We start from the raw sequence: 23,369 nt of genomic DNA, 5'->3' as shown, positions 1-23,369 counted from the left end.
GAACCCTTGGCCGATCTTTTGATGGCGGGAGCCTGTTACATGAGCCTGTTCAGAGAGGTCGGCATGCACGCCGGTTTAGGGCGTACCGTCGCGCACATCGGCACCGAGCGGTTCTGGAAACAGCTGGTGTTGTTGCTGCACCAATGCCTGCCGTTCGATAACGCCTTGGCGATTTTCTATCCCAAAGGCGGCCCGCCCCAGGCCCTGGAAGAATACGACGCCCAGCCCAGCAGCAAACCAGCGTCGATGCTGGTGTACCTCAATGGTTTGTATTTGCTCGACCCGTTTTACCAGGCCTGTCGCGAGGGCTACGCCAGCGGCGTGTACCGCCTGGAGGAAGTGGCGCCGGACCATTTTCGCCAGAGTGAATACTTCCTCAACTACTTCCACGACAACGTGCTGGAGGACGAGGTGCAGTTCATTCTGCAATTGCCGGGAATGGGCACCTTGTCGTTATCGCTGGGCATGCAACGGCGGTTCAGCGTTGAAGAAACCGGGCTGATGGCCATGCTGGCGGCCTGGGTGCTGCCGTTGATGCAGCAGCATTGGCAGCAAAGTACCCTGCGCGCGCCGGCCATGGACAGCCAGATCAGGGATGCGCTGAGCCATTTCGGCAGCGGCGTACTCTCGGAACGCGAACTGGAAGTCGCGCGACTGGTACTGCGCGGTTTTTCGTCCAAAGCCATGGCCGAGCGCCTGAAGATCTCGCCGGACACCGTGAAGGTGCACCGGCGCCATCTGTACGCGAAGCTGGATGTTTCGTCACAGCCGGAACTGTTTTCGTTGTTTATCCAATCGCTGGGGCATGACCTGGAAAACCCCTGATCTTTGGACCCTTTGCAGTCTGAATGTGGGAGCAAGCCGCCTCCCACACAAGCCTGCTCCCACAGGGGTGCTGCGTTCTGCCTAGCGCCCGGTACGAATGGTGTTCCACACCCGCGTGCGAATCCGGTCGATATTCAGCGGCATCGCCTCCAGCGCGAACAACTTGCCCATCATTTCCGGGCTCGGGTACACCTTGGTGTCGGCTTTGATCGCCGGGTCCACCAGGCTATCGGCCGCCGCGTTGCCGTTGGCGTAGCGCACATAGTTGGTGATGCTGGCCATCACGTCCGGGCGCAGCAGGTAGTTCATGAACGCATAACCGGCTTTTTCGTCAGGCGCATCGGCGGGCATGGCGACCATGTCGAACCAGATGGCCGCGCCTTCCTTGGGAATGCTGTAGCCAATGTTCACGCCGTTCTTGGCTTCCTTGGCGCGGCTTTCGGCCTGCAGGATGTCGCCGGAGAACCCGACGGCCACGCAAATATCGCCGTTGGCCAGGTCGGCGGTGTATTTCGAGGAGTGGAAGTACGCCACATACGGCCGCACTTTCATCAGCAGGTCTTCGGCCTTCTTGTAGTCCTCGGCCTTCTTGCTGTGGTGCGGCAAGCCCAGGTAGTTGAGCGCGGCCGGCAGCAGTTCCGGGCCGTTGTCGAGGATCGCGACCCCGCACTTCTGCAACTTGGCCATGTTTTCGGGCTTGAAGATCAAGTCCCAGGAGTCCACTGGCGCGTTGTCGCCCAGTACCGCCTTGACCTTGTCGATGTTGTAGCCAATGCCGGTGCTGCCCCACAGGTACGGGAAGCCATGGGTATTGCCCGGGTCGTTGTTCTCCAGGGCCTTGAGCAACACCGGGTTAAGGTTTTTCCAGTTAGGCAGCTGGCGCTTGTCGAGCTTTTTCAGGGCGCCGCCCTGGATCTGCCGGGCCATGAAATGGTTGGACGGGAACACCACGTCGTAGCCGGATTTGCCGGTCATCAACTTACCGTCGAGGGTTTCGTTGCTGTCGTACACGTCGTAGGTGAAACCGATGCCGGTTTCTTTCTGGAAGTTCTTGGTGGTGTCCGGTGCGATGTAGTCCGACCAGTTGTAGATCTTCACCGTCTCGGCGGCCTGACTGATAGAGGCCACCAACATCAAGGGCAACAGGGCAATGGCTTTCATGGTTCGATTTCCTGGCGGTTTTAGGGCTGTTTTTATGGCAGGAGAACAAAAGGCAGCTGCAAGCGTTCAGCTGCAAGCTGTAAGCTTTTAGTCTTGAGGCTTGCAGCTGGGCGCTTGCAGCATCAGTACGTAGGTCTTGCGCACGGTTTCCTGGATATCCCAGACCCCGGTGCTGTTGGCCGGCAACATCAGTGCATCGCCGGCTTGTAGGTGGACGACTTCACCGTTGTCGGGGGTGAAGGTGCAGCGGCCCTGGATAAAGTGGCAAAACTCCTGGGATTTGATCTGCCGACGCCAGCGCCCTGGCGTGCATGCCCAGATGCCGGTTTCGACGCCGTCGTTACGCTCTACGCTCAAGGTCGAGGCCACGGCGATGGGCTCGCCCAAGGGCACGGCCACAGGTGATGAGTCGGGCAAGTGGGCATTCAGCGCGTCTTTGAATTGAGTGATGCTCATGGGGCTTCTCGTGTGAGTGAAACGTCTTAGTGCATGAAACTTTCCATGAATCCCGCCACGCCGGTCGCCAACTTGCGGCGCCAAGGCGCGGTACTGGGGTTGGCCAACACCTGGTCTTCATGGACAAAACTGCGAATGATCGCGTTGTAGCCCAGCCAGCGGCATGGCTCGGGCTCCCAGGCTTTGAGCGCGTCCAGGCCACGTTCGCGGATCACCCAGGGCTGCGTGGTCAAGGGTGTGTCGAGGCCGAGAATCAGATCGGCCAGGGTGCGGCCGCCGAGGTTGGTGGCGCCTACGCCCTCCCCGCCATAACCGCCGGACAGCGCGATGCCGGTCTTGTGGTCGCACAACATGTGCGGCCGGAAGTTACGCGACATCCCAAGGTTGCCGCCCCAGGAGTGGGTAATCTTTACGTTCTTAAGCTGTGGGAAGAGTTCGCCAAACAGGTAGCGACGCAGCTCCACTTCGCTGTCGGTCAGGTCGAAGTTGTGGCGCAACTTACCGGCGAACTGGTAGCCGCCACGGGCGCCGAATACCAAACGGTTATCGGCTGAACGCTGGCCATAGGTGACCTGCCGACTGCTCTCGCCGAACGCCTGGCCATGGCTCAAGCCAATTTCATCCCAGGTGCTGGCGGGCAGCGGCTCGGTGGCGACAATCAAGCTTTGTACCGGCAACTGATAGCGCCCCAACGGCGGCAAGGTAGTGGCGTAGCCTTCGACTGCCGGCACCACCCAAGCCGCGCGCACGCTGGCATTCGCGGTGCGCAGGCTGCCGGACTGCCAATGGGTGACCGGGCTGTTTTCGTAGATGGTGACGCCCATGCCCTCCACCACGTTCGCCAGGCCGCGCACCAGCTTGGCGGGGTTGATGGTCGCGACATGGGGCGCATAAATACCGCCATAGGGCTTGGCGATGCGGATCTGTTCGGCCAGTTGTTGCGGGCTCAGCCAGCGATAATCGGCTTCGGTCAGGCCTTGGGCATAGAGCTTGTCCAGGTAACGCCGCAGGCTGCCTTCTTGCTCGGGATAACGCGCGGCGCAGTAAAGCGCGCCACCCTTGCGGTAGTCGCAGTCGATGCCTTCGCGGGCCAGCACCCGGGCCACTTCATCGGGGATGCCGTGCAGCAGGTCAAATGAAGCACGGCGCTGTTGCGGTGAAAGCCCGGCCAGCAGGCGGTCTTCACCCAGCAAGTTGCCCATCAGCCAGCCGCCGTTGCGGCCCGAAGCACCGAAGCCTGCGGTCTGCGCCTCGATTATCGCGATTTTCAACTCGGGGGCCTGGCGTTTCAGGTAATAAGCGGTCCACAGGCCGGTGTAGCCGGCGCCGATAATGGCCACATTGACGTCCAGGTCATGCTCAAGCGACGGCCGTGCTTGCAGCGGCTCGTCCAACTGTTCCATCCATAAACTGATAGTGCGCCATGCCGGCATGCCAAATTCCCCAACCTCGTTTCGATAGGCTGGATCCTAGAGCGCGGTGTTATTGGCTGTCTTGCGCGCGTGCACGCAGGGAAATTTGTTTGACGTAGGCCTTCGGCGATTGGCCAGTGTGCTGGCGAAACGCACTGTAGAACGCCGACAGCGAGTTGAAACCGGCAGCGAATGCCAGGTCATCGACTTTTATCGGCGGCACGGCGGTCTCCAGCGCGGCCAGCAAATGCTGGAGCCGGGCCTGGTTGACGTAGCGGTAGAAGCTCTGCCCGAGCACCTGGTTCAGCAGGTAAGAAATCTGATTGCGGCTGTAGCCAACTTCCTTGGCCACCCGCTGCAAATCCAGTTCCGGGTCCAGGTAGGGTTGCTTGAGTTCGAAGTATTGCTGCAGGTCTTTGGCCATATGCCCCAATTGCTGGGGGGACAGGCCCAAGCGGCTGACCGTCGGGCGCATGGCCTGGGTGGGCTGCTCGTGGACCAGGGACGCATACTCGTTTACACGCCAGATCAGGCCATCGCGTACGGTGATGGCTTCGCTGGTGCGAAACGACACCAGGCCCTGCCCGCCGCGCAAAGTAATGCGGTACTGAATAAACGCAGTGTCGCCGTCGGCGCGGATACGGTCGGTGTGCTCAATCGCCTCATCGGCGCCACGGGGCATGCTGGCTTGCAGGTAATCACGCAACTCGGCGTAACCGACGACGCGGTTCTGGAAGAAGTCGTGGTACTGGATGTCGGGGTGGTAGTAGGACATGACGCCATCCAGGTCTCGATGCCGCCAACACAAATGGTGGCGCAAGACCAGCTCGCCGGTGGCGTGAGTGTTTTGGCAAGCATCGTCTGGGGCGATGTTGGGCATGTAAGGCTCGGTGACGGATAAACGACTGAGATTGCCCAATTTTAGCGGGCCCTTCAATGGCCAAACGGAACTTCTGGCTAGTGGCCTTTTGCCTAGTTTGTAGTAGGACGTGACCTACATCAACCTAACGGAAGAGAACCGCCGAACGGGGCCAAAAAACTCACCGTCGACTTGCGAACGGATGCTATTTTGAAGTGAGTCGATGCCATGACCAGTGACGGTCCTGGCCCCCTGCCGCGAGCTAAAGGAAGCGCTCAATGAACAAGGTGGGCAACATGAACAAAGTGACGTTCCCCAACGCGTGCCAGCTGATGCGCTGGCATTTTCATCCGGTGGGCTTTGAGGGGAGCATGGACGCCCCTGGCAGTATGGTCGCCCGTCTGTTCGACCGTGGCACGGGCGAAACATTGATTGCCATTGCCGGCATCCCCTGCGCGACCGTGATGAATGCCGCCGATGTGGAGCGAATCATCGAGGCGGTTGAGGATGAGCTGGAGAGTTTCGTGCCACCGCTGTCCTTGCGGGCTTGAACCGATCGATCAAGTGAAAAGATCCCCCTGTGGGAGTGGGCTTGCTCACTCCCTCAGGGGAATTGCGTGTATCTACTGATTACGCTGATCGTCAAAAAACGCTTTTCTGCCGTCGACTCGCTCTGACGCCCGGGGCACATTCACGCCCTGGCCTTCCGGCTTCTCCACATACCAATAGCAATGGCTCACCGCACGGGTAATCCCGACATAGGCCAGACGCAGCACTTCGTCTTTTTGTGCAGCGTCATACGGCTCGCTGTCACCCTCATTGCCCAGGCCCGCCATGCGGTAGACCTGGTTCTTGTAGGGCGAACTCGTAACGTGTTGGCAATCCCCAAGCAGGAATACCGCATCCGCTTGCAGGCCTTTGGCGCTGTGATAGGTCAGTTGCTTCAAGCGGCGCGCGTGCGGCGGCAAACTAGAATCCACATTAACTACCGACTGAATATGCTCTTGAATCAGTAACTTATCGCTACTTTTTCGATAAAGCATTAACACTGATTCGCCTTTTTGATAGTGCTCCAGCAACCGGCGACCCAACGCAGCATCGTCCCGCTCCAGCACCGCAACAGGCACCGTTGCCTTGGGTTCGCCACTGGCTTTGGCCTTCTTGCCGGGGATCGCCGGGGCGGCACGCACGATATGCTCGGCGGCGTCGATGATGTGCTGATGGCTGCGGTAATTCTCACTGAGCATCACGCGGGTGGTGCTCGGCGACGGGAATTCCTTGTTGAACGCCATAAAATACTTGGGCGAGCTACCGCGCCAACCATAAATCGACTGCCAGTCATCGCCCACGCACAACAAGGACGAGCGTTGTGCGCCACGGCCCACGTGCATCGCCGGGCCTCGGCTACGGATCTCGCGCAGGCTGGCCCGCAGCCAGGAGACGATCTGCGGTGAGACATCCTGAAACTCATCAATCATGAGGTGCGACATCGGCCGCAGCAGCGGGTCGCTGAGCAACTTGAGGTTTTCCGGGGTGTTTTCGCCGAACAGCGAGAACATCCGGTTGTAGGTCATGATCGGCGGGGATTGATCCAGCAGGTGGTCTTCCAGGGCCTTCCAGAAAATACTCAGGGCTTCAAAGAAGAACCGGTCCGGGTCGTCCTTGGCGAAGCTCATTTGGCCAACAGCCGTCGGTACGTCCAACCCGAGGTTCTCGATAAACCCGGCCGCCATGACAAAACTGTCCAACAGCGGCGCCGACGACAGCTCACCTTTGACCTTGTAATCAAAACCGGGCCCGGCGGCGGCGTCACCGGCAAGGCTGCTTAAAAGACGCTTTGACGATTCGTAACTATCTATCCATATCAAAGGCTTACGGCAGAAAGCTTGAAACAGGGTGCGTTTTACCGCCCACTCCGCGCGTACCGATAGTTTCGCGTTTGGGCGACTGACCTGGGCATTTTCCCGCGAATCGAAACCCAGCATGACCCAGGCATCCAGTTCCGGGATATAACCGTGGCAATGAAACTGCGCGCCGTTGATTTCGAACATCTGGCGGCTGGGCTCAATGCCCTTGATCGGCCAGGCGCCGGCGCGAAACCACAGGTCCTCAATCACATCGCAGAGTTCTTCATCGCGCTTGGCTGCCAGTTCGGTCACGGCCACCCGCTTCTGTACGTCCGGGTGATCGCGCTCCAGCTCCTTGAGTTGCAGGCCGTGACGCGCCAACGGGGTAATCAGCTCGCGAAAGCGCTCATGGCGGCCATGCAGCCGGTGATAACAGGCATTCATCTGTTGGCGCTGGGCGTCGCTGATACGCAGGTCGAATGGGTTGCTGTCGGCGTCCTCGACACCGCTGCTGAGGTTTTCGAAGGCTTGCAGCCGTTCAAACCCCGGCAGGCTGCGGACCATCGGCAGAATGCGCGAGTGAAAGGTGCGCACCACCGCCTGAGCGTCTTTGAAGCCAAGGGGTTGGCCCCATAGGCCGAGAATTTCCATGAGCTTGTTGATGAAGTCCTTGCGCGACTCGCGGGTGAACGTCACCACGGTCATCGAGCTCAGCTCAAAGCCCAAGTAATGGGTCAGCAGCAGTATGCGCAGCACCAGCGAGGTGGACTTGCCAGCACCCGCGCCCGCAATCACTGAGGTCGAGGGTGTGTCGCTGAAGATCATCTTCCATTGCGCGGCACTTGGCTGTGCATGGGCCGGCAGCAAGCGCGCCACATCAGCCTTCATGCGCTTCTTCACCTCGGCGGTGAGTGGCAGGCGCCAGTCGTCGAACAAACTGTCATCCACACCCGGTGCACGGTGCTCATCAGGGCGAAAGTCGCGGATCAGCAACACCTGCCGACCTTCCTCTATACCGTCGGCCTTGCCCTCGCGATAACCATACTCCACACCCGCCTCATGCCCGCTGCGGAACCCATCGGCCTGACCGTGCAGCCACGAAAACCGATGCTGCGCACGCAGGCGCGTGAGGCCATGGCCAAACAAACGCGCGGCAAGGCGTTTGAGCCAAGGCATTTCGTTTAACGGGCGCAGCTCGGGGGGCAGATCAGGCGTTTGTTGCGGCACGCGGACTCCAGCGATGAGGTTGGTTTTGGCGAAGGCGCCATGGTCGCCGGAATCGGCGCTCAGTTCCAGCCAATTGCTTTGACGTCATGCAGTTAGGCGACGAAGTAAAAGTCAAAACGCCAGCAACCAATCGAATCAACTGATAGGAATCAGGCATTTTTTACGCTTTTTATCGATCTTGCACTGCAGGATGATGGGCCCATCAACAGGAGACGATCATGCTTGAACTTCGACCTTTCAATACCCTGGGCGGCGCACATCATGGCTGGCTCGACGCTCATCATCACTTTTCATTCGCCGAATACCACGACCCCAAGCGCATGCACTGGGGCAATCTGCGGGTGTGGAACGATGACATCATCGCGCCAGGTACCGGCTTCCCCCAGCACCCGCACCGCGACATGGAAATCATCACTTATGTGCGTGAAGGCGCCATCAGCCATGCCGACAACCTGGGCAACAAGGGCCGTACCGAGGCTGGCGACGTGCAGGTAATGAGCGCCGGCACCGGGATTGCCCACAGCGAATACAACCTGGAAGCCACGCCGACCAAGATTTTCCAGATCTGGATCATCCCGAATGAAGCCGGCTTGCCGCCCTCCTGGGGTGCCAAACCTTTCCCGAAGGGTGATCGCGAGGGATTTGTGACATTGGCCAGCGGCAAAGCCGGTGACAGTGAAAGCCTGCGCATTCGTGCCGATGCACGCCTGGTGGCAGCCAACCTGAAAGCAGGTGAGAGTGCCGAGTATCGGCTGGACAGCGGACGTCGGGCGTATCTGGTGCCAGCGACGGGGGTGATTGAGGTCAATGGCTTACGGGCGCAAGCTCGAGACGGTGTGGCGGTTGAGGATGAGCAGGTGTTGCGGGTGACGGCGATTGAAGACAGCGAAATCGTGTTGGTCGACCTGGCCTGATGTGACGCTTTGCGCCAAGCAAAAAAGTGGGAGGGAGCAAGCCCCTCCCACTTTTGGTTTGGCGTAATTACTGGCTGATGGCGCCGTCTACCAGCACCTGTGCTTCTTCCACCAACTGCTTGAGGTGATCTTCGCCAATAAAGCTCTCGGCGTAGATCTTGTAGATGTCCTCGGTGCCCGATGGCCGCGCGGCGAACCAGCCGTTTTCGGTCATCACTTTCAAACCGCCAATGGCCTGGTTATTACCCGGCGCATGGCTAAGGATTTGTTGGATGCTCTCCCCGGCCAATTGCGTGGACGTGACCTGCTCCGGCGACAGTTTGCCCAACAGGGCCTTCTGCGCCGGGGTGGCCTTGGCATCCACACGAATCGCGAACGGCTCGCCCAGGGCGTCGGTCAGGCCACGGTAGATCTGGCTTGGGTCCTGGCCTTTGCGCGAGGTCATCTCCGCCGCCAACAAAGCCGGGATCAAGCCGTCCTTGTCGGTGCTCCACACGGTGCCGTCTTTACGCAGGAACGAGGCGCCAGCGCTTTCTTCGCCGCCAAAGCCCAGCGAACCTTCGAACAGGCCATCGGCAAACCACTTGAAGCCGACCGGCACTTCGTACAGGCGACGACCGATACGGGCGGCGACGCGATCAATCAAGCCGCTGCTGACCACGGTCTTGCCTACGGCCGCGTCAGCACGCCATTCAGGACGGTTCTGGAACAGGTAATCAATGGACACTGCCAGGTAGTTGTTCGGTGCCAGCAGGCCACCGGACGGAGTGACGATGCCATGGCGGTCGTGGTCCGGGTCGCAGGCGAAGGCCACGTCAAAGCGCTCTTTGAGGCCGATCAAGCCTTGCATGGCATAGCTGGAGGACGGGTCCATGCGGATCTGACCGTCCCAATCGACGCTCATGAAGCGGAACGTGGCGTCCACTTCGGTGTTCACCACATCGAGGTTCAAACGGTAGTGCTCGGCAATTGCCGACCAGTAGCGCACCCCTGCGCCACCCAACGGATCGACACCCAGGCGCAGATCGGCGCTGCGGATGGCGTCCATGTCGATCACATTGACCAGGTCGGCCACGTAGCTGTTGAGGTAGTCGTGGCGGTGCGTGGTATCTGCCTTGAGCGCCTGGGCGTGGGTGATGCGTTTGACCCCGGCCAGTTTGTTGGCCAGCAGCTCGTTGGCCTTGGCTTCGATCCACTTGGTCACGTGGGTATCGGCCGGGCCGCCGTTGGGTGGGTTGTACTTGTAGCCGCCGCTTTGTGGCGGGTTGTGCGACGGCGTAATCACGATGCCGTCCGCCAGGCCAGTGGTACGGCCACGGTTGTAGCAAATGATGGCGTGAGAAATGGCCGGGGTCGGCGTGTATTCATCGCCTTCGGCCAGCATGACGTGCACACCGTTGGCCGCCAGGACTTCCAGGGCGCTGGCACCGGCAGGTGTCGACAGTGCGTGGGTATCCAGGCCGACGAACAAAGGACCATTGATACCTTGGGCTTCACGGTACAGGCAGATGGCCTGGCTGATGGCGAGCACATGCCATTCGTTGAAGCTCAGCTCAAACGAGCTGCCGCGGTGCCCGGAGGTACCAAAGGCCACACGCTGTGTGGAGATCGCTGCATCAGGCTGGCCGGTGTAATAGGCCGTGACCAGTCGCGGGATATCCACCAGCAACTGAGCTGGGGCCGGCTTGCCCGCAAAAGGACTGATTGTCATGCATAAACCTCGATAAAGAAGGATTCGGAAAAAATGACAGTTTACTGAGAGTTGGACTACTGCGCGACGGTATCGATCCTACAGCGGCAAGAGAAATTTCATGCGCTTAGGCAATCTGTGCCTGTCGCAGCGCCTCGCCCAGTGTCGCCAGGGCAATCTCCAGGTTGGGCTGGCCATGGAAAGTATGGCTTAAACGCAGGTGCTGATGATGCAAGCCGCCGATGCTGAACAGTTCTCCGGGCGCAATCACCACCTGCCGCGCCAGCAAGTGCTGGAATACCTGGCGCATGTCCACTGTTTGAGTGGAGCTTAACCAGAACGCGCCACCCCCTGCGGGCATCCGATAGCTCACTTGATCACCCAGATGCCGGTCCAGGTACTGGCTCATTTCGCTCGCCTGTTCACGCAGCAACCGGCGCAAGTCGTGCAGGTGCTGGTCGATTCGCCCACTCTGATACAAGCGTGCAATCGCGCGTTGGCGAATGGAGGACAACCGGAACGAACGCAACAGGAACTGGCGCTGCAATTCGCCGCTCAGGTGCCGCGACAGCGCATAACCAAAAGGCGCCTCTGGCCCGAGTATTTTCTCGAATGAGGAAAACACCACCAATCGTTCAGGGTTGACGAGGTCGCGCAGTGCCGCCTGGGGCGGCTTGAAACCCAGCTCACCGCAGGTGTCGTTTTCGAGCAGCCAGCAATCGTACTGGTCAAGCAGTTTCGCCACGCCCAGGCGGTCACGAGGCTGCATCGCAACCGCCGACGGCAGGCTGACCGACGATGACAGCAACACCAGCTGCACCGGCTCACTGCGCAGCATCCCTTCGAGCGTCACCAGGTCCAGGCTGCCATCGTCGCCCCAGGGCCACTCGAGGATGCGCACCCCGGCATCCTGCAGCACGCGCAGGATCAGCCAGTCGCAGGGCGACTCGACGATCACCGTGGAGCCCCGCAAGCCCAACACCTCAATGAGAATGTCGAGCACGCCTTGCAGGTCGGCACCGATATACACGTCGTCGGCGTGCCAACAACGCGTCGGCGACGAGGTATAGCGTGCCGCCAGCGCCGCTCTCAGTTCCCAAACGCCACATGGCTGGGACCACGGCTGCAAATGACGCGGATACTGGCGCACCAGCTCGCGCTCCAGCCCCAGCATGGTGCCGTCCAGCGACGCCAGCAACGCAGGTTCATCGCCGCTGAGTACCATCATGCCTGGGCGGCGAGCCGCCACATAGAGGCGTTCGAGTAAATCCCCACTGGGCCATGTGTCCGGGCTACCCGCCAGCGGCCAAGCGTAATAGCCCGACTTGGCCACCGAATACACCCGGCCCTCTTTCTCCAACAGCGAGTACGCGTATTGAATGGTGGATATCGATACATTCAGACGCTGGGATAACTGGCGCAACGACGGCAGTTTTACCCGAGCATCGCTACTGACCTCATTGATCAAATTGATCATGTAGCGATAGACCGCCTGATAAGCGAAGTCTACTTGCCGCGCCCCTCGCAGCGTCATCGGCCGGACAGCTGACAGGCCATGCTGCCACTGGCCATGGGCCTTTGCGTTAAACCGCTACGTATGCCAGCAGGAGCAAGCGTCATCGGCCGCTTGCGGTACAGATGCTGAAGCAAGGACAGCGGCAGCCCACTGGCGTCGGCCACCCATTGCTGCAGCATCTCGGCGGCGGGCTTGCCCTGCAGCATCTTGTGCAGTTCGGGCAACGCCACCAGCATTCCGGGGTGGCACTGACGCAAGTAACCTTCCAGTCGCTCACCGTGATGGATAAAGGGTGAAAACAACAGGCAGGTCAGTTGGCTTTCATCCAGGCCGAAGAACTGCTGGGCGTAAGTGCTCGACACGACGCGCTCCTCTCGGTTGACGGCCCGGGTCACCAGCTCTTCGGGAACATGCCGACGCCGCAGGTACTCACGCGCGAGCACCAGGAACTCATCGACGCCCTCCTCGTAACGCAACTCGCGCAGGCATTCGGCCTGCAGGCCTCGCAGGTGCGCCATCAACAACGGATTGGCAAAGGCTGGGTGGCTGAAATGAAAGCCCAGCGGGTCCGGTGTGTAGCCCATGAACTCGGTGAGCAAAGGTGCACGAGCGCGCTCGATACCCTCGAGCAGGTCGGCCATTCCGATGTACGCCAAGTTGCGGTGCCCACCCGGGCTGATGTCGGCCTTTGGCACGTAGTGCTCGCCGTACAGGTCGCGGTAGAAGTCGCCGCTCCATTCATCCATGCGCTTGAACAGCCCGTTGAGCGAGGAAGGCTGGCCCTTCGGGGGGCTGACCCCCCTGGCTTGAGCGGCCTTTTTCAGCCAGGCGAGGAGCTGGCTCTGTTTACGCGTGGAATCGCCGCTGACCAATGCATGCACGCCGCCTTTCCAGGCCGTGACACGCTGATAGAAATCACCCAGGGCCAAGTAGGTCTCGTTGCACAAGGTGGCGCGAATATCGCCGGAGGTCAGATGCCCCACCATCAACATGTTGCGCTGGTGGGTTTCACAGGCACGGCCGGAGACCGGACGCTGGTGATTGAAGGGCAGCACCTGTTCGTTGTCGACCATCAGCAGCTCGACGCGGTGGTCATCGTGGAAAAACAATCGGGTGTAACCGCGATGAATCGCGTCGAGGGTGTCTTGAGTCATGCCCGCGTGGCACAGCGTGGCGACCCGTAGCTGGAACGTCCTGGGCGATCGCCCGGCAATACTCAGTTGTGCGGCACGCAGCAGTGCCAGGGTGTAGCTGCTGACTTCGCCGCCGCCGTGGGCCACCAGCACTTTGTAATCCCCCACTTGCTCCATTCCGCCTGCGGCCACGACGATACGCTGAATCAACAATTGAAGTGCTGTGCGCTCCGCACGTGTGAAATACCCGACTAAGCGTTGTTGAACTTGCTGGTAAACATAATTCATAGCCTGTTCGTGAATAGCGCTCATAGCTCTACTACCTGAGTTGAAATATCAGTTTCAAACAACTACCGAGCGTAGTTGCCCGATCTCTTGCATGTGTAATGACGTTGCCCGTGGCACAGTGTTCGCGATAAAAAACACTAGCATCTTGCAACAAACCGATGGACTGCGTACTTCGCACGTCCGAGAGCACTCGCGGCGCCGAAAGCCAGTGCAACAAGCATCCAGCCCATTACAGCAGTGCTCCTAGGAATATTCAGACAAACTCCTACAACCCTTTAACCATGGTTTAAAAGAGCCATCCGACAAATAAAAACCACTAAACTTTGATATTCGTTTGCGTATTGATTGATATCCGCCGTGAAAGGCCCCGTTTCCTCGGAGCTGGATAAGCACTGCATCACGCGTCATGGCGGGAAGTACCGGCCGCCGTATCAGATTGTCATTCATTACTCAGTCCTTGAGTTGAAAGTGAAGCACCAATTATCAGGACTGAAATAATGAATAACAGATACAGAACCTGGCCGAAAACCAGTTCAGACAGTTATCAGGAATTACGTTGAAGAGGCACACACAAGAACGCCGCGCTGAATTTCAGGGCGGCGCCGGGGAGAAAGGTATCGTTTACAGGACTGAAGGGCACCTGCGCGTTTCAGCCACCGCGCGGGTTAAACCCTGTCAAATGGCGCATTTGCCCCATGCGCCCGGGGGTTTGAAGACTTATTTGCGAATATTCCTACATCTCAAACAGCTTCAACCTGCAACGCAACACGCTCGCGGCACGGACATTCGTCCATATAACGGTGCGCTTCCACGAACTGGTTGAACGCAAACACCGTGGTTTTCAGTGGCACCAACACCCGATCGGCCGTCAGTTGGTTGATATCGCGCAACGCACGTTGCAACGCCACATGGTCCTGAATGATGCCCAGTTCCGGCTTTCCGGTGAAGTTACCGATACAGTGCACGAAGAATTGAATGTTCTTCTGGAAGGCTGCGCACGCCGGGAATGGCGTCTGGTTGCCGCCTTGCAGGCCATAGAGCACCAGGCTGCCACGCGGCGCCAGGACATCGCCCAGCAATGACATCTGCGGGCCGCCCAAGCCATCGAACACCACATCCACGCCGCGGTTATCGGTGTACTTGTTGATCTGCATGAGCAAGTCCTGCTCTTCGGTGACGATGACCTTCTCCGCCCCCAGGGACAGTAAGTACTCACGCTCCGCGCTGTCCTTGGTCGCGGCAATCACCCGCACACCCAAGGCCTTGCCCAGTTGTACGAACGAGGGACCGGCGCAGTGGCTGGCGTCGGTCACTAAGGCAAATTGACCGGGCTTGACCCGCGCCAGATCCATGTACGCAAAGTAGGCAATCAGCAGCGGCGTGTAGTGCACGCTGGCTTGAATCGGGCTCAAGACGTCCGGGTAGCGGGTCAAGGCCGAACGGGGCAGGACGATCTGCTCGCCATACACCGGATAATCATTGGGGCTCTCGGCCGGGAAACTGGCCACTTTATCGCCCACAGCCAAATCATCCACGCCCTCACCGAGGGCGACGACCACACCGGCCATTTCATGACCAAGGCCGGACGGCAAACGTGCATGCGAGGACGCCAGGTTCTGGCGCCACAAAATGTCATACCAGCTGATGCCAATCGCTTCGACACGCACCTGCACTTCGCCCGGTGCGGGCTGTGCGGCTGCATGCTCTTCGCATTTGAGCACCTCGGCCGGACCAAACTTGTGAAAACGGATCGTGCGGGACATCGCAAACCTCGTCAAAGTAACCTCTAATGCCATGAACTCTATCTGGGCTTTCCAGCTAAGGCCATCGGTCGGCGTTAATAGTCGACATGCCTGTCATTGATTCCGCAACCGAGGAATAGACCTCAACTCCTGTAGGAAAACTCAATTATCTTGTGCAGAGTACCAGCCTTTCCCCGTAAGATTCATGCCGGTCATGCGTCTAAGTGGAACCTGAGGGTTCTGAATATGGCCGTTCACGTCAAGTTTGCTGACTCTTCCAGGACACAAGATGAACCGTAACGACCTGCGTCGTGTCGACCTTAACCTCTTGATCGTATTCGAAACCTTGATGCATGAGCGCAGCGTGACCCGCGCCGCCGAGAAGCTGTTCCTCGGCCAGCCGGCCATCAGTGCGGCCTTGTCGCGTCTGCGCGGGCTGTTTGATGACCCGCTGTTTGTGCGCACCGGGCGCAGCATGGAGCCGTCGGCACGCGCTGTAGAAATCTTCGCCCTGCTCTCCCCGGCCCTGGACTCGATTTCCACCGCCGTGAGCCGTGCCGCCGAGTTCGACCCGGCCACCAGCACCGCCGTGTTCCGTATCGGCCTGTCCGACGACGTCGAATTCGCCCTGCTTCCCCAATTGCTCAAACGCCTGCGTGCCGAAGCTCCCGGCATCGTGCTGGTGGTGCGCCGCGTCAACTACATCCTGATGCCGGGCCTCCTGGCCTCCGGTGAGATCTCCATCGGCGTCAGCTACACCGCCGACCTGCCGGCCAATGCCAAGCGCAAAGTGCTGCGTCGCAGCCTGCCGAAACTGCTGCGTGCCGACAGCGTGCCCGGCTCGCTGAGCCTGGACGACTTCTGCGCGCGCCCCCACGCCCTGGTGTCCTTCGCGGGCGACCTGAGCGGGTTTATTGACGAAGAGCTGGAAAAGCTAAATCGAAAACGCCACGTGGTACTGGCTGTGCCGCAGTTCAATGGGCTGGGCACCTTGCTGGCGGGCACCGACATTCTGGCCACCGTGCCGGACTATGCAGCCGAGGCCCTGACAGCGGCGGGCGGCCTTCGGGCCGAAGACCCGCCGTTGCCGGTGCGTAGCTTTGAACTGCATATGGCCTGGCGCGGGTCGCAGGATAACGACCCGGGAGAGCGGTGGCTGCGGTCGCGGATTCAGATGTTTTTTGGGGACCCGGACAGTCTGTAACAAAATTCCATTGACATCCAAAAAAGCTTTTTAAACATCGTGTTATGAACATTATTAGTCTATGGCCGTCCGTCTATTTCCACTGAATTCTTGGGCTGATGGGGGACAAAACTGGGGGTAAATTCCGGCTCATAAAAATTGCCCACCCCCACCGATGCCTCCAGAAAACGCCCCTGTTTTCAGACGAAAACTCAGCAATGCCTTCATCCGTTCACTGACCGAACCCGGCAAGTACGTCGACGGCGAAGTCCCAGGCCTTTACTTGCAGGTCAGGCTTTCGAGCATGCTCGGAACCACCCTTCCAAATCGTGGCGCCTGAAATATCGGCTGCTTGGCAAGGAAAACTGTTTCACGATTGGGACTTACCCCGACATCAGCCTGAGAGAGGCAAGCCACATTGCTCGCGGTGCACGCCGCGACGTGGCCAACCACATAGCCCCGCTCAAGGCCAAGACCGCCAAGGTAGAAGCGCAGCTACTTAACGAAGAACGAACTTTCGTATACGTGGCTGAGCAATGGTTGGCTTTCAAGTCCCCCGATCTGGTGAGCAAATCTGTTGCGGGGTTTCGCGGCGCCCTGAACAACTACGTCTTCCCTGTCATTGGCAAAAAACAGGTCAGCGAAATCAAGCTCGAGCACATCACCACGATCATCACCGAGATGCGCCGCCAGCGCATTCTGGCTATGGCAAGCCATGTACGTACGCAGTGCCGATACTGGTAAGCCGTGCGCCTGAAGCCAAGGCCAACGACCCTCCCACCGCGCCTCTGAAAACACCCAATTACGGCCTACGCTGGACGCTACGTCATGTGCTGGCAGACTTTTCCGAAGCGCCGTTTTTTGGCAATGAGTGGGCCAGCCTGGGTTTGCTCGCACGCGTGTTGCTGGCCTACCCCTTAAATCCTCTGAGCCCCGCCGATGGGTCGGGCTGGGTACTGCATCTGGTGGCAGGCCAGGCGCTGACCTCACTGCTGGGCATCCTCCTATGGCGACAGCAATGGCGAATACGGGGTTGGTACCCGACCTATGTGCCACTAGTGTCGGTGGTGCCGGCCGCTGTGTTGACTTATGGCGGTAGCGTGACGGTTATTGTGCTCAGCTCGGTGCTGGGCGCGCTGATTGCGCCGCCGTTGGCGTGCGCGATTGTCGGCCGGTTGCCGAGTTACCTGCATCCGTATATTGGCAATGTGCTGTCGATGACGATCAGTACGCTGTTGATTGTTCCTGCCATCGGCTTAGTGATCGAGGATTAATCCCGGGCGATGGCGCGTGTCTTAGTGAGGCTCGCCCATCTGCATCAACGCATCGGCAGTGGCCTGGATCCGCTCACGCATCCACAACTTGCCTAACCAATCCTCTGGAATACTTTGCACGCCATAATATGCACCGGCAACCTGGCCAACGATTGCCGCGGTAGTGTCCGCGTCATCCCCCAGATTCGCAGCCATTAGCACGGCCTCGGCAAAGCTATCCGTCTTGTGGAAAATACATCCGGACTCACAGGCAAACCCTGATCTCGCAGCGCCTGATAAGTTGCATAATGCACGAAGTCACTATGCCAACTACCATCATTAGAGTTAATACTCGCGGCCGTTTCCAACCATCTAGCAGTCCTAGGATCCCCTCCTGCCTGACCAGAGACGATATTAGCCACATAAAGATAACCTGAAGCGTAATTTTTTTGAGACACAAGGTTTTGGACAGCGACTCTTTGATCAGCGGACAAAACCACGTTAGTTTCCATCACGTTGACCTATAAAAATTAGCCGTTTTACATCCCAGTACCCTTTCAGTATTTCGCTATAGGTCAATTTTTTTTCTGACGGTCTAAAGTCGACTCTAACCCCAAGCTCTCCCTTATAAGTACCTCTAATAGTACAAAGACTTTGAAGTCGACAATCAAAATAAATATACTCACCCGAAATCAAGTCGTTAAATATTAAATCATTACTCCTTACCTCATCGCTCGACTTATACACTACAAACTTTGAGTTAGACTCCGCCACCGTCAACGTCGGCTTTACAAATTCATAAGCAAGGCGCCCCGTATCGTTTTTTTTGGCCTGATTTCGCTCTACATATACGGAGACCTTCCCCATATTTACGACATCCAGATCATGAATGATTAAAATTTGATTTTCACCATCAGTCATGACACCTCTTTCTGAAGCCGATGAATTCACATAATACTTCGACTCCCCCACTTTAAAATACATAATCTGCTCTGCCCATGCCATAACAGCACCGCAACCAACTACACAAATAGCCAAAAACAATAAAACACCTTTCATATTAATACTCCATCATACTTTCAGCGATATGGCGCTCTAGCGGGCTCAGCAAGTAGTCAATTATTCGTCGATGATCAGTCTTTACGTTAGAACTCACTGACATACCGGACACCAAACTAATATCCTTGCCCTTTACAGTCACAAAATCGCTAAACAAGCGAACTCTGACACTGTAAAGCAAACCTCGTTTCTCATCTTCAATGGCATCATTGGAGACGCTAATTACCTCATTCTCCAGCATTGCCTCAACTTCTACTGGCCGGTCAGTCGGCACGACAACCATCAAGGGTTGAGCGGCGGTGACAACTCCGCCGATTGTGTGAACAGCCAACTGCTGCACCATCCCATCTACCGGCGCAGTCAATCGCATCAGATGATCACGCTGCTCAGCTTTGCTGACCTCTTGAGTGAGCGAGGCAACTTTCTGTTCCGACTGCTGCTGCAAATCCAGCATGGCCCGACGGGTCTGGGCGAGGATGCCTACCCAGCGTCCTTCAGCCTCCTTCTTCGCAGCCTTGAGTTCGTTCACTCGCCCACGCTGCAATGCCAGCTCACGTTCTAGATCAAGCAGCGCTAGTTCTTTCTCCAGGTAGGCATGACGCGGAACATACTGTTGCTCTAACAGCGTCTTGTAGTCCTCTGCAAGTCTTCGAGAGACGGGTAATGTTTTCTGCAAAGTACCGACGTTGATATTGGCTGAAGCGATTTCTGCCGTGCGTTGATCGATCTCCGCTTCCGCTTGGTACAGGGCACTTTTAAGTTCGAAATATTGCCCCTGCAACCAACGCTCAGCAGCGAGTTGTTGAACAGGGCCGGCATCATTAATTTTGCCCTGTAGCGATCCTGGTTCTTTATGGTTCTGGATTGCTTCAAGCATGGCTCCAGCCCGGGTGCTGTCGACCTTGGCGGCCATCAAATCGCTGTTCAAACGCCTGACATCAGCACCGGTCACGCTGGCATCCAGCTCTATCAATACATCCCCGACCTTTACTTGTTCACCGTCGTATACATGGATCGCTTTGACTACCGCCACCTCGCTGGGCTGGATGGTTTTGCTCTTGCCACTTGCGACAACTTTGCCGGTGGCGGTCGCCACGACATCAATCTCACCCAGGCAGGCCCAGAAGAAGGCTAGAGCTGCGAATAGCATGATTGAAAAGAGAATGTAGCGCGGGGCCGGGTGTACTGGTTGCTCCTGCAACGCCAGGGCAGCGGGCAAAAACTGGACTTCGTGCCGCAGGCGCCGTGGTGTATCCAGTAGCTTGCGCTGCCCCCAGGCATGACCCCAAGTGACTGTTCTACGACCGTGTCTTCCTTTACACCCATCATCATTTCCATATGAATACTGAGCGGGTTAACCCAAGGTTTAAGGGCCGTTGAAGCGAGCGTAGACGAGGAATTTCAGGCGGCCGCCTTTTTTATAGATCAAAATGCTATCCCCGGAATACTTTATTAAAATAAAGACGCCAAAACATAGCGAGTTTCCTCAGGAACGAAACCTCATAGCGTCATGTACCGCAGGCAGAACAATAGCCAATTTCGAATGAAGTCAGTGTTGATCAATCGGTCGCGGTAGGAATGGCAGTTCCCTCCCCCGGTGCGAAACTACCGCATACGGCTCCTGCCTCGGGTGCGTGATGCGAGGCCCCTCAGCATACGAGAGTGCATCTTTGGGCTCGGTATGTAGTGATCTGTGAGCAAATCGAAGCGAGGCTACCGTTTTTTTTGAGAGCACCCAGCAGGCGAACGACCCGGACAGCCTCTGACCCGCCGGCCTCGGTCAATCCCCGCCGACGCTCAACCGCTCCCACAAAAAGCTGTAAACCAACGCTTTCATGTACGCACTCTGCGCGTTATCCGCCGCTCCACCATGGCCCCCTTCGATGTTCTCGTAATAGGTCACGTCCTGGTTGGACTCGATCATCCTGGCCGCCAGCTTGCGGGCGTGGGCCGGGTGTACGCGGTCATCACGGGTGGAGGTGGTGAACAGCACCGGCGGGTAAGTCTGCGCCGGATCGAACAGGTGGTAAGGCGAAAAAGTCTGGATGTAGGCCCACTCTTCGGGCACGTCCGGGTTGCCGTACTCCTCCATCCACGAGGCTCCGGCCAGTAAGTGGTGATAGCGCTGCATATCGAGCAACGGCACCTGCACGACAACGGCGCCTAACAGTTCAGGGTACTGGGTCAGCATATTGCCGACCAACAGGCCGCCATTGCTGCCACCTTGCACGCCCAAATGCCGGGGCGCGGTGATTTTTCGGCTGATCAGGTCTTGCGCTACGGCGGCAAAATCTTCGTAGGCGCGCGCGCGATTGTGCTTGAGTGCGGCCTGGTGCCAACGCGGGCCGTATTCGCCACCGCCGCGAATGTTGGCGACGGCATACACCCCGCCTTTGGCAAGCCAGGCGCGGCCCAGCCCGCCGGAGTACTCCGGGCACAGCGAATACTCGAAACCGCCGTAGCCATAGAGCAAGGTTGGCGCACTGCCGTCGTACTGCAACCCTTGCTCATGCACCAGGAAATACGGCACACGAGTGCCATCCCTGGACGCTGCAAAATGCTGTTGCACCACGTGGCGACTCGAATCGAAGAACGCCGGCATGGCTTTCAGCACGTGCGGTTGAGCGCCGATTTGAGCCAGTGAAAGCGTGACCGGCGTGAGGTAGTCCCGCGTGATCAGCCAAACCGCGTCGCTGTCATCGCTGTCGACCGCACTCACGTCCACAGTCGCCATCGGCGGCGCACCGATAAATGCACTGCGCGTCCATCCTTCGGCGCCAGGCGTCAACACGCTGAGACGGTTCCTGACGTCATCCAGCACGTTCAGCACCAAGTGGTTGCGCGTCCAGTCCATGTCTGCCAGCGAGGTGCTGTCAGACGGCACGAACAACACGTCGAAATCGCGCGCGCCGGCCATGAAATGTTCAAACTTGATTGCCAACAACGAGCCGGCCACATAGCCGTCACCCACTGGCCAGTCGTCACGTAGTTTCAGCAGCAGCCAGTCTTTGTGCAGCGATTTTTCGGCCGAGTTAGGCGCGTCGATTTTGCTCAGTTTGCCGTCGCCGGCCCGCAGGTACAGCTCATCGTTGTAGAACGCCAGCGTACGGCTGACGATATCACGTTCGTAGCCCGGCGTACTGTCGTGCATTGCCGCGATATACATATCGTCGTGCTGGCCTTCGTACACAACACTGGCCGCGCTCAGCGGCGTTCCGCGCTGCCACTGCTTGACGATGCGCGGGTAGCCCGAGCGCGTCATGCTGGCCGCACCGAAATCGGTGAACACATACACGCTGTCCTGGTCGATCCAGTCCATTCCGCCCTTGGACTCGGGCAGTTGGAAGCCGTCTTCGACCCAGGCTTTGCCGACCAGATCAAATTCGCGCGTCACGCTGGCATCCGCCCCGCCACGGGACAGTTCGATCAGACAGCGCTGATAGCCCGGTTGCGAATGGCCCGGTCGCAGGCAGTTGGCGCCATGCCATACCCAGTTCTCGCCCTCAAGGGCGTTCAACGCATCGATATCCAGCACGGTTTCCCATGCGGGTTGGGCCTTGCGGTACTCCTCCAGCGTGGTGCGACGCCACAGGCCGCGTGGGTGCGCGGCGTCAATCCAGAAGTTGTAATAGTGCGCGCCGATTTTTTCCACGAATGGGATATTGCTGTCGCTATCCAGCACCGCCAGCAGGTCGGCCTGCAGCGTTTTGAAGGCGTCCGATTGCGCGAGGCGCGTATCGGTTTTCAGGTTCTGCGCCCGCACCCATTCCAGCGCCCTGGCACTGTCGACCTCTTCAAGCCATAGGTACGGATCGTGGAGCGTGGTGGGTTCTGTTGGGAGGTTTGACATGGTCGAATCCTGTCGAAAGCTGTATTGAAAATTATCCGTGACCGCTTACGGCTTGCCCTTGGGACGCGTAGAAGTCGGCCATGTAATCGACAAACGCCCTGACGTTGGGCGCCAGATACCGCGATTGCGGATAGAGCGCGAAGTAATGCCGTTGGCCCAGTGAATAGTTGGGCAGAATGGAGACGAGTTGCCCTTGCGCAAAATTAGCGCGCACGGTGGCCTGGGTAAAACACGCGATGCCGGCGCCGGCCAGTGCGGCGGCGTGCAAGGCGCTGAGGGTGTTGGTCTTGAACTGCCCCGTTGGCGTGACCTTGACCGGTGCACCGCGTGGCGGGCACAGCTCCCAGTCGGATGAGGCGCCGATAAACGCCAGCAAGCGATGGCCGTCGAGTTCCTGGGCTGTGCGTGGCAAACCGTGTCTGTTTACATAGGCCGGAGAAGCCACCAGGACCAGCTTTGAAACCGTCAGGGTGCGCGCGACCAGCGTGGTGTCAGCCAGTGCACTGGCGATACGGATAGCCACATCGAACCCTTCGGCGACCAGATCAACGAACTGATCGTCGCAGCACAGCTCAAGTTCGATATCGGGGTAGCGCTTCTGGAAACCCGGCAGCCAGTGCGGCAGGTCCAGTGTGCCGACCACCAGGGGCACGCTGACCCGCAACAGGCCATTGGGTTGCTGATGCCCCTGCGCCATGGCCATGGCGGCCGCATCAAGGCGATCGAGAATATCGACGCACGCTGCGAAGTAGTGCTCTCCGGGGCGGGTCAGGCTGAAACGCCGGGTGTTGCGGTTGATCAACTGAACGCCCAGTTCAACTTCCAGTTGCTGCAATTGCCGGGAAATCGTCGAGTGGGTTGTGTCCAGCCGCTCTGCCGCGGCAGAGAAGCCCTTGGCCTCGACGATGCACCGAAAGGCGCGCATGGCAGATAACTGGTTCATGAAGCGAATGT

At 58.5% G+C, this 23,369-nt stretch carries 17 protein-coding genes and 3 pseudogenes; 6 read left to right on the top strand and 14 right to left on the bottom strand.

The features are described 5' to 3' along the window. The first annotated feature begins 39 nt into the window (after positions 1 to 39). Entirely contained in the window at positions 40 to 825 is a 786-nt protein-coding gene (locus tag A7J50_RS13890) for a helix-turn-helix transcriptional regulator (RefSeq protein ID WP_064452317.1), read from the top strand. Positions 826 to 906: 81 nt separating this feature from the next. Here the strand turns inward: A7J50_RS13890 and A7J50_RS13885 are convergent, their stop codons facing one another. From A7J50_RS13885 to A7J50_RS13870, 4 genes are all read right to left on the bottom strand, one after another. Further along, entirely contained in the window at positions 907 to 1,986 is a 1,080-nt protein-coding gene (locus A7J50_RS13885; protein WP_064452316.1) for a polyamine ABC transporter substrate-binding protein, read from the bottom strand. A gap of 87 nt (positions 1,987 to 2,073) precedes the next feature. After that, entirely contained in the window at positions 2,074 to 2,442 is a 369-nt protein-coding gene (locus tag A7J50_RS13880; RefSeq protein WP_064452315.1) for a cupin domain-containing protein, read from the bottom strand. Between the two features lie 26 nt (positions 2,443 to 2,468). Continuing rightward, entirely contained in the window at positions 2,469 to 3,875 is a 1,407-nt protein-coding gene (locus A7J50_RS13875) for an NAD(P)/FAD-dependent oxidoreductase (RefSeq protein WP_064452314.1), read from the bottom strand. Positions 3,876 to 3,924: 49 nt separating this feature from the next. Next, entirely contained in the window at positions 3,925 to 4,734 is an 810-nt protein-coding gene (locus A7J50_RS13870; RefSeq protein ID WP_064452313.1) for a helix-turn-helix transcriptional regulator, read from the bottom strand. A gap of 257 nt (positions 4,735 to 4,991) precedes the next feature. Here A7J50_RS13870 and A7J50_RS13865 point away from each other — a divergent pair, with 257 nt between their 5' ends. Next, entirely contained in the window at positions 4,992 to 5,264 is a 273-nt protein-coding gene (locus tag A7J50_RS13865; protein WP_064452312.1) for a DUF1652 domain-containing protein, read from the top strand. Between the two features lie 72 nt (positions 5,265 to 5,336). On the opposite strand, the gene A7J50_RS13860 is transcribed toward A7J50_RS13865, so the two are convergent. After that, positions 5,337 to 7,787: a UvrD-helicase domain-containing protein gene (locus A7J50_RS13860; protein WP_064452311.1), complete on the bottom strand. Its 2,451-nt coding sequence runs from the start codon at positions 7,785 to 7,787 to the stop codon at positions 5,337 to 5,339. 218 nt (positions 7,788 to 8,005) lie between these two features. Here A7J50_RS13860 and A7J50_RS13855 point away from each other — a divergent pair, with 218 nt between their 5' ends. Then, positions 8,006 to 8,701, top strand: a complete 696-nt coding sequence (locus A7J50_RS13855) for a pirin family protein (protein WP_064452310.1) — start codon at positions 8,006 to 8,008, stop codon at positions 8,699 to 8,701. Between the two features lie 67 nt (positions 8,702 to 8,768). On the opposite strand, the gene pgm is transcribed toward A7J50_RS13855, so the two are convergent. The 4 genes from pgm to A7J50_RS13835 form a co-directional block, all read right to left on the bottom strand. Then, complete coding sequence (gene pgm / locus A7J50_RS13850; protein WP_064452309.1) at positions 8,769 to 10,412, bottom strand: phosphoglucomutase (alpha-D-glucose-1,6-bisphosphate-dependent); 1,644 nt, start codon at positions 10,410 to 10,412, stop codon at positions 8,769 to 8,771. Positions 10,413 to 10,518: 106 nt separating this feature from the next. Continuing rightward, complete coding sequence (locus A7J50_RS13845; RefSeq protein WP_064452308.1) at positions 10,519 to 11,925, bottom strand: PLP-dependent aminotransferase family protein; 1,407 nt, start codon at positions 11,923 to 11,925, stop codon at positions 10,519 to 10,521. After that, positions 11,922 to 13,352, bottom strand: a complete 1,431-nt coding sequence (locus A7J50_RS13840; protein ID WP_064452307.1) for a hypothetical protein — start codon at positions 13,350 to 13,352, stop codon at positions 11,922 to 11,924. The genes A7J50_RS13845 and A7J50_RS13840 overlap by 4 nt, the downstream gene beginning before the upstream one ends. A 716-nt stretch (positions 13,353 to 14,068) precedes the next feature. Beyond that, positions 14,069 to 15,091, bottom strand: coding sequence for a zinc-dependent alcohol dehydrogenase family protein (locus tag A7J50_RS13835; protein WP_064452306.1), 1,023 nt, complete (start codon positions 15,089 to 15,091; stop codon positions 14,069 to 14,071). A 268-nt stretch (positions 15,092 to 15,359) separates the two neighbouring features. Here A7J50_RS13835 and A7J50_RS13830 point away from each other — a divergent pair, with 268 nt between their 5' ends. The 3 genes and pseudogenes from A7J50_RS13830 to A7J50_RS13820 form a co-directional block, all read left to right on the top strand. Beyond that, the gene (locus tag A7J50_RS13830) at positions 15,360 to 16,274 is read left to right on the top strand and encodes a LysR substrate-binding domain-containing protein (RefSeq protein ID WP_064452305.1); all 915 of its coding nucleotides are present in this window, start codon (positions 15,360 to 15,362) and stop codon (positions 16,272 to 16,274) included. Positions 16,275 to 16,428: 154 nt separating this feature from the next. Continuing rightward, a pseudogene (locus A7J50_RS13825) lies at positions 16,429 to 16,988 on the top strand (tyrosine-type recombinase/integrase); the annotation flags it as partial. Continuing rightward, positions 16,982 to 17,527: pseudogene (locus tag A7J50_RS13820) on the top strand (hypothetical protein); the annotation flags it as partial. The pseudogenes A7J50_RS13825 and A7J50_RS13820, both read left to right, overlap by 7 nt. Before the next feature lie 21 nt (positions 17,528 to 17,548). On the opposite strand, the pseudogene A7J50_RS30690 reads toward A7J50_RS13820, so the two are convergent. From A7J50_RS30690 to A7J50_RS13800, 5 genes and pseudogenes are all read right to left on the bottom strand, one after another. Further along, positions 17,549 to 17,758, bottom strand: a pseudogene (locus A7J50_RS30690) (ADP-ribosylglycohydrolase family protein); the annotation flags it as partial. Positions 17,759 to 18,007: 249 nt separating this feature from the next. Next, complete coding sequence (locus A7J50_RS13815; RefSeq protein ID WP_064452304.1) at positions 18,008 to 18,565, bottom strand: hypothetical protein; 558 nt, start codon at positions 18,563 to 18,565, stop codon at positions 18,008 to 18,010. 1 nt (position 18,566) lies between these two features. Further along, entirely contained in the window at positions 18,567 to 19,823 is a 1,257-nt protein-coding gene (locus A7J50_RS13810) for an HlyD family type I secretion periplasmic adaptor subunit (RefSeq protein ID WP_064452303.1), read from the bottom strand. A gap of 522 nt (positions 19,824 to 20,345) precedes the next feature. Then, entirely contained in the window at positions 20,346 to 22,415 is a 2,070-nt protein-coding gene (locus tag A7J50_RS13805) for a prolyl oligopeptidase family serine peptidase (protein WP_064452302.1), read from the bottom strand. A gap of 31 nt (positions 22,416 to 22,446) precedes the next feature. Further along, positions 22,447 to 23,358, bottom strand: a complete 912-nt coding sequence (locus A7J50_RS13800; protein ID WP_064452301.1) for a LysR family transcriptional regulator — start codon at positions 23,356 to 23,358, stop codon at positions 22,447 to 22,449. Between the last annotated feature and the right edge of the window lie 11 nt (positions 23,359 to 23,369).

The sequence above is a fragment of the Pseudomonas antarctica genome (genome assembly GCF_001647715.1).
GTDB lineage: Bacteria > Pseudomonadota > Gammaproteobacteria > Pseudomonadales > Pseudomonadaceae > Aquipseudomonas > Aquipseudomonas antarctica_A.
The sequence above is the reverse complement of the archived record's forward strand: the minus strand, read 5'-3'. Positions and strand labels throughout refer to the sequence as shown.

Excerpts from the sequence above, each read along its gene's own strand:
- A7J50_RS13870 (WP_064452313.1), bottom strand. The coding sequence starts at position 4,734 with ATGCCCAACATCGCCCCAGACGATGCTTGCCAAAACACTCACGCCACC.
- A7J50_RS13875 (WP_064452314.1), bottom strand. The coding sequence starts at position 3,875 with ATGCCGGCATGGCGCACTATCAGTTTATGGATGGAACAGTTGGACGAG.
- A7J50_RS13805 (WP_064452302.1), bottom strand. The coding sequence starts at position 22,415 with ATGTCAAACCTCCCAACAGAACCCACCACGCTCCACGATCCGTACCTA.
- A7J50_RS13890 (WP_064452317.1), top strand. The coding sequence starts at position 40 with ATGAGCCTGTTCAGAGAGGTCGGCATGCACGCCGGTTTAGGGCGTACC.
- A7J50_RS13845 (WP_064452308.1), bottom strand. The coding sequence starts at position 11,925 with ATGACGCTGCGAGGGGCGCGGCAAGTAGACTTCGCTTATCAGGCGGTC.
- A7J50_RS13855 (WP_064452310.1), top strand. The coding sequence starts at position 8,006 with ATGCTTGAACTTCGACCTTTCAATACCCTGGGCGGCGCACATCATGGC.
- A7J50_RS13865 (WP_064452312.1), top strand. The coding sequence starts at position 4,992 with ATGAACAAGGTGGGCAACATGAACAAAGTGACGTTCCCCAACGCGTGC.
- A7J50_RS13840 (WP_064452307.1), bottom strand. The coding sequence starts at position 13,352 with ATGAGCGCTATTCACGAACAGGCTATGAATTATGTTTACCAGCAAGTT.
- A7J50_RS13830 (WP_064452305.1), top strand. The coding sequence starts at position 15,360 with ATGAACCGTAACGACCTGCGTCGTGTCGACCTTAACCTCTTGATCGTA.
- A7J50_RS13800 (WP_064452301.1), bottom strand. The coding sequence starts at position 23,358 with ATGAACCAGTTATCTGCCATGCGCGCCTTTCGGTGCATCGTCGAGGCC.
- A7J50_RS13815 (WP_064452304.1), bottom strand. The coding sequence starts at position 18,565 with ATGAAAGGTGTTTTATTGTTTTTGGCTATTTGTGTAGTTGGTTGCGGT.
- pgm (WP_064452309.1), bottom strand. The coding sequence starts at position 10,412 with ATGACAATCAGTCCTTTTGCGGGCAAGCCGGCCCCAGCTCAGTTGCTG.
- A7J50_RS13885 (WP_064452316.1), bottom strand. The coding sequence starts at position 1,986 with ATGAAAGCCATTGCCCTGTTGCCCTTGATGTTGGTGGCCTCTATCAGT.
- A7J50_RS13835 (WP_064452306.1), bottom strand. The coding sequence starts at position 15,091 with ATGTCCCGCACGATCCGTTTTCACAAGTTTGGTCCGGCCGAGGTGCTC.
- A7J50_RS13880 (WP_064452315.1), bottom strand. The coding sequence starts at position 2,442 with ATGAGCATCACTCAATTCAAAGACGCGCTGAATGCCCACTTGCCCGAC.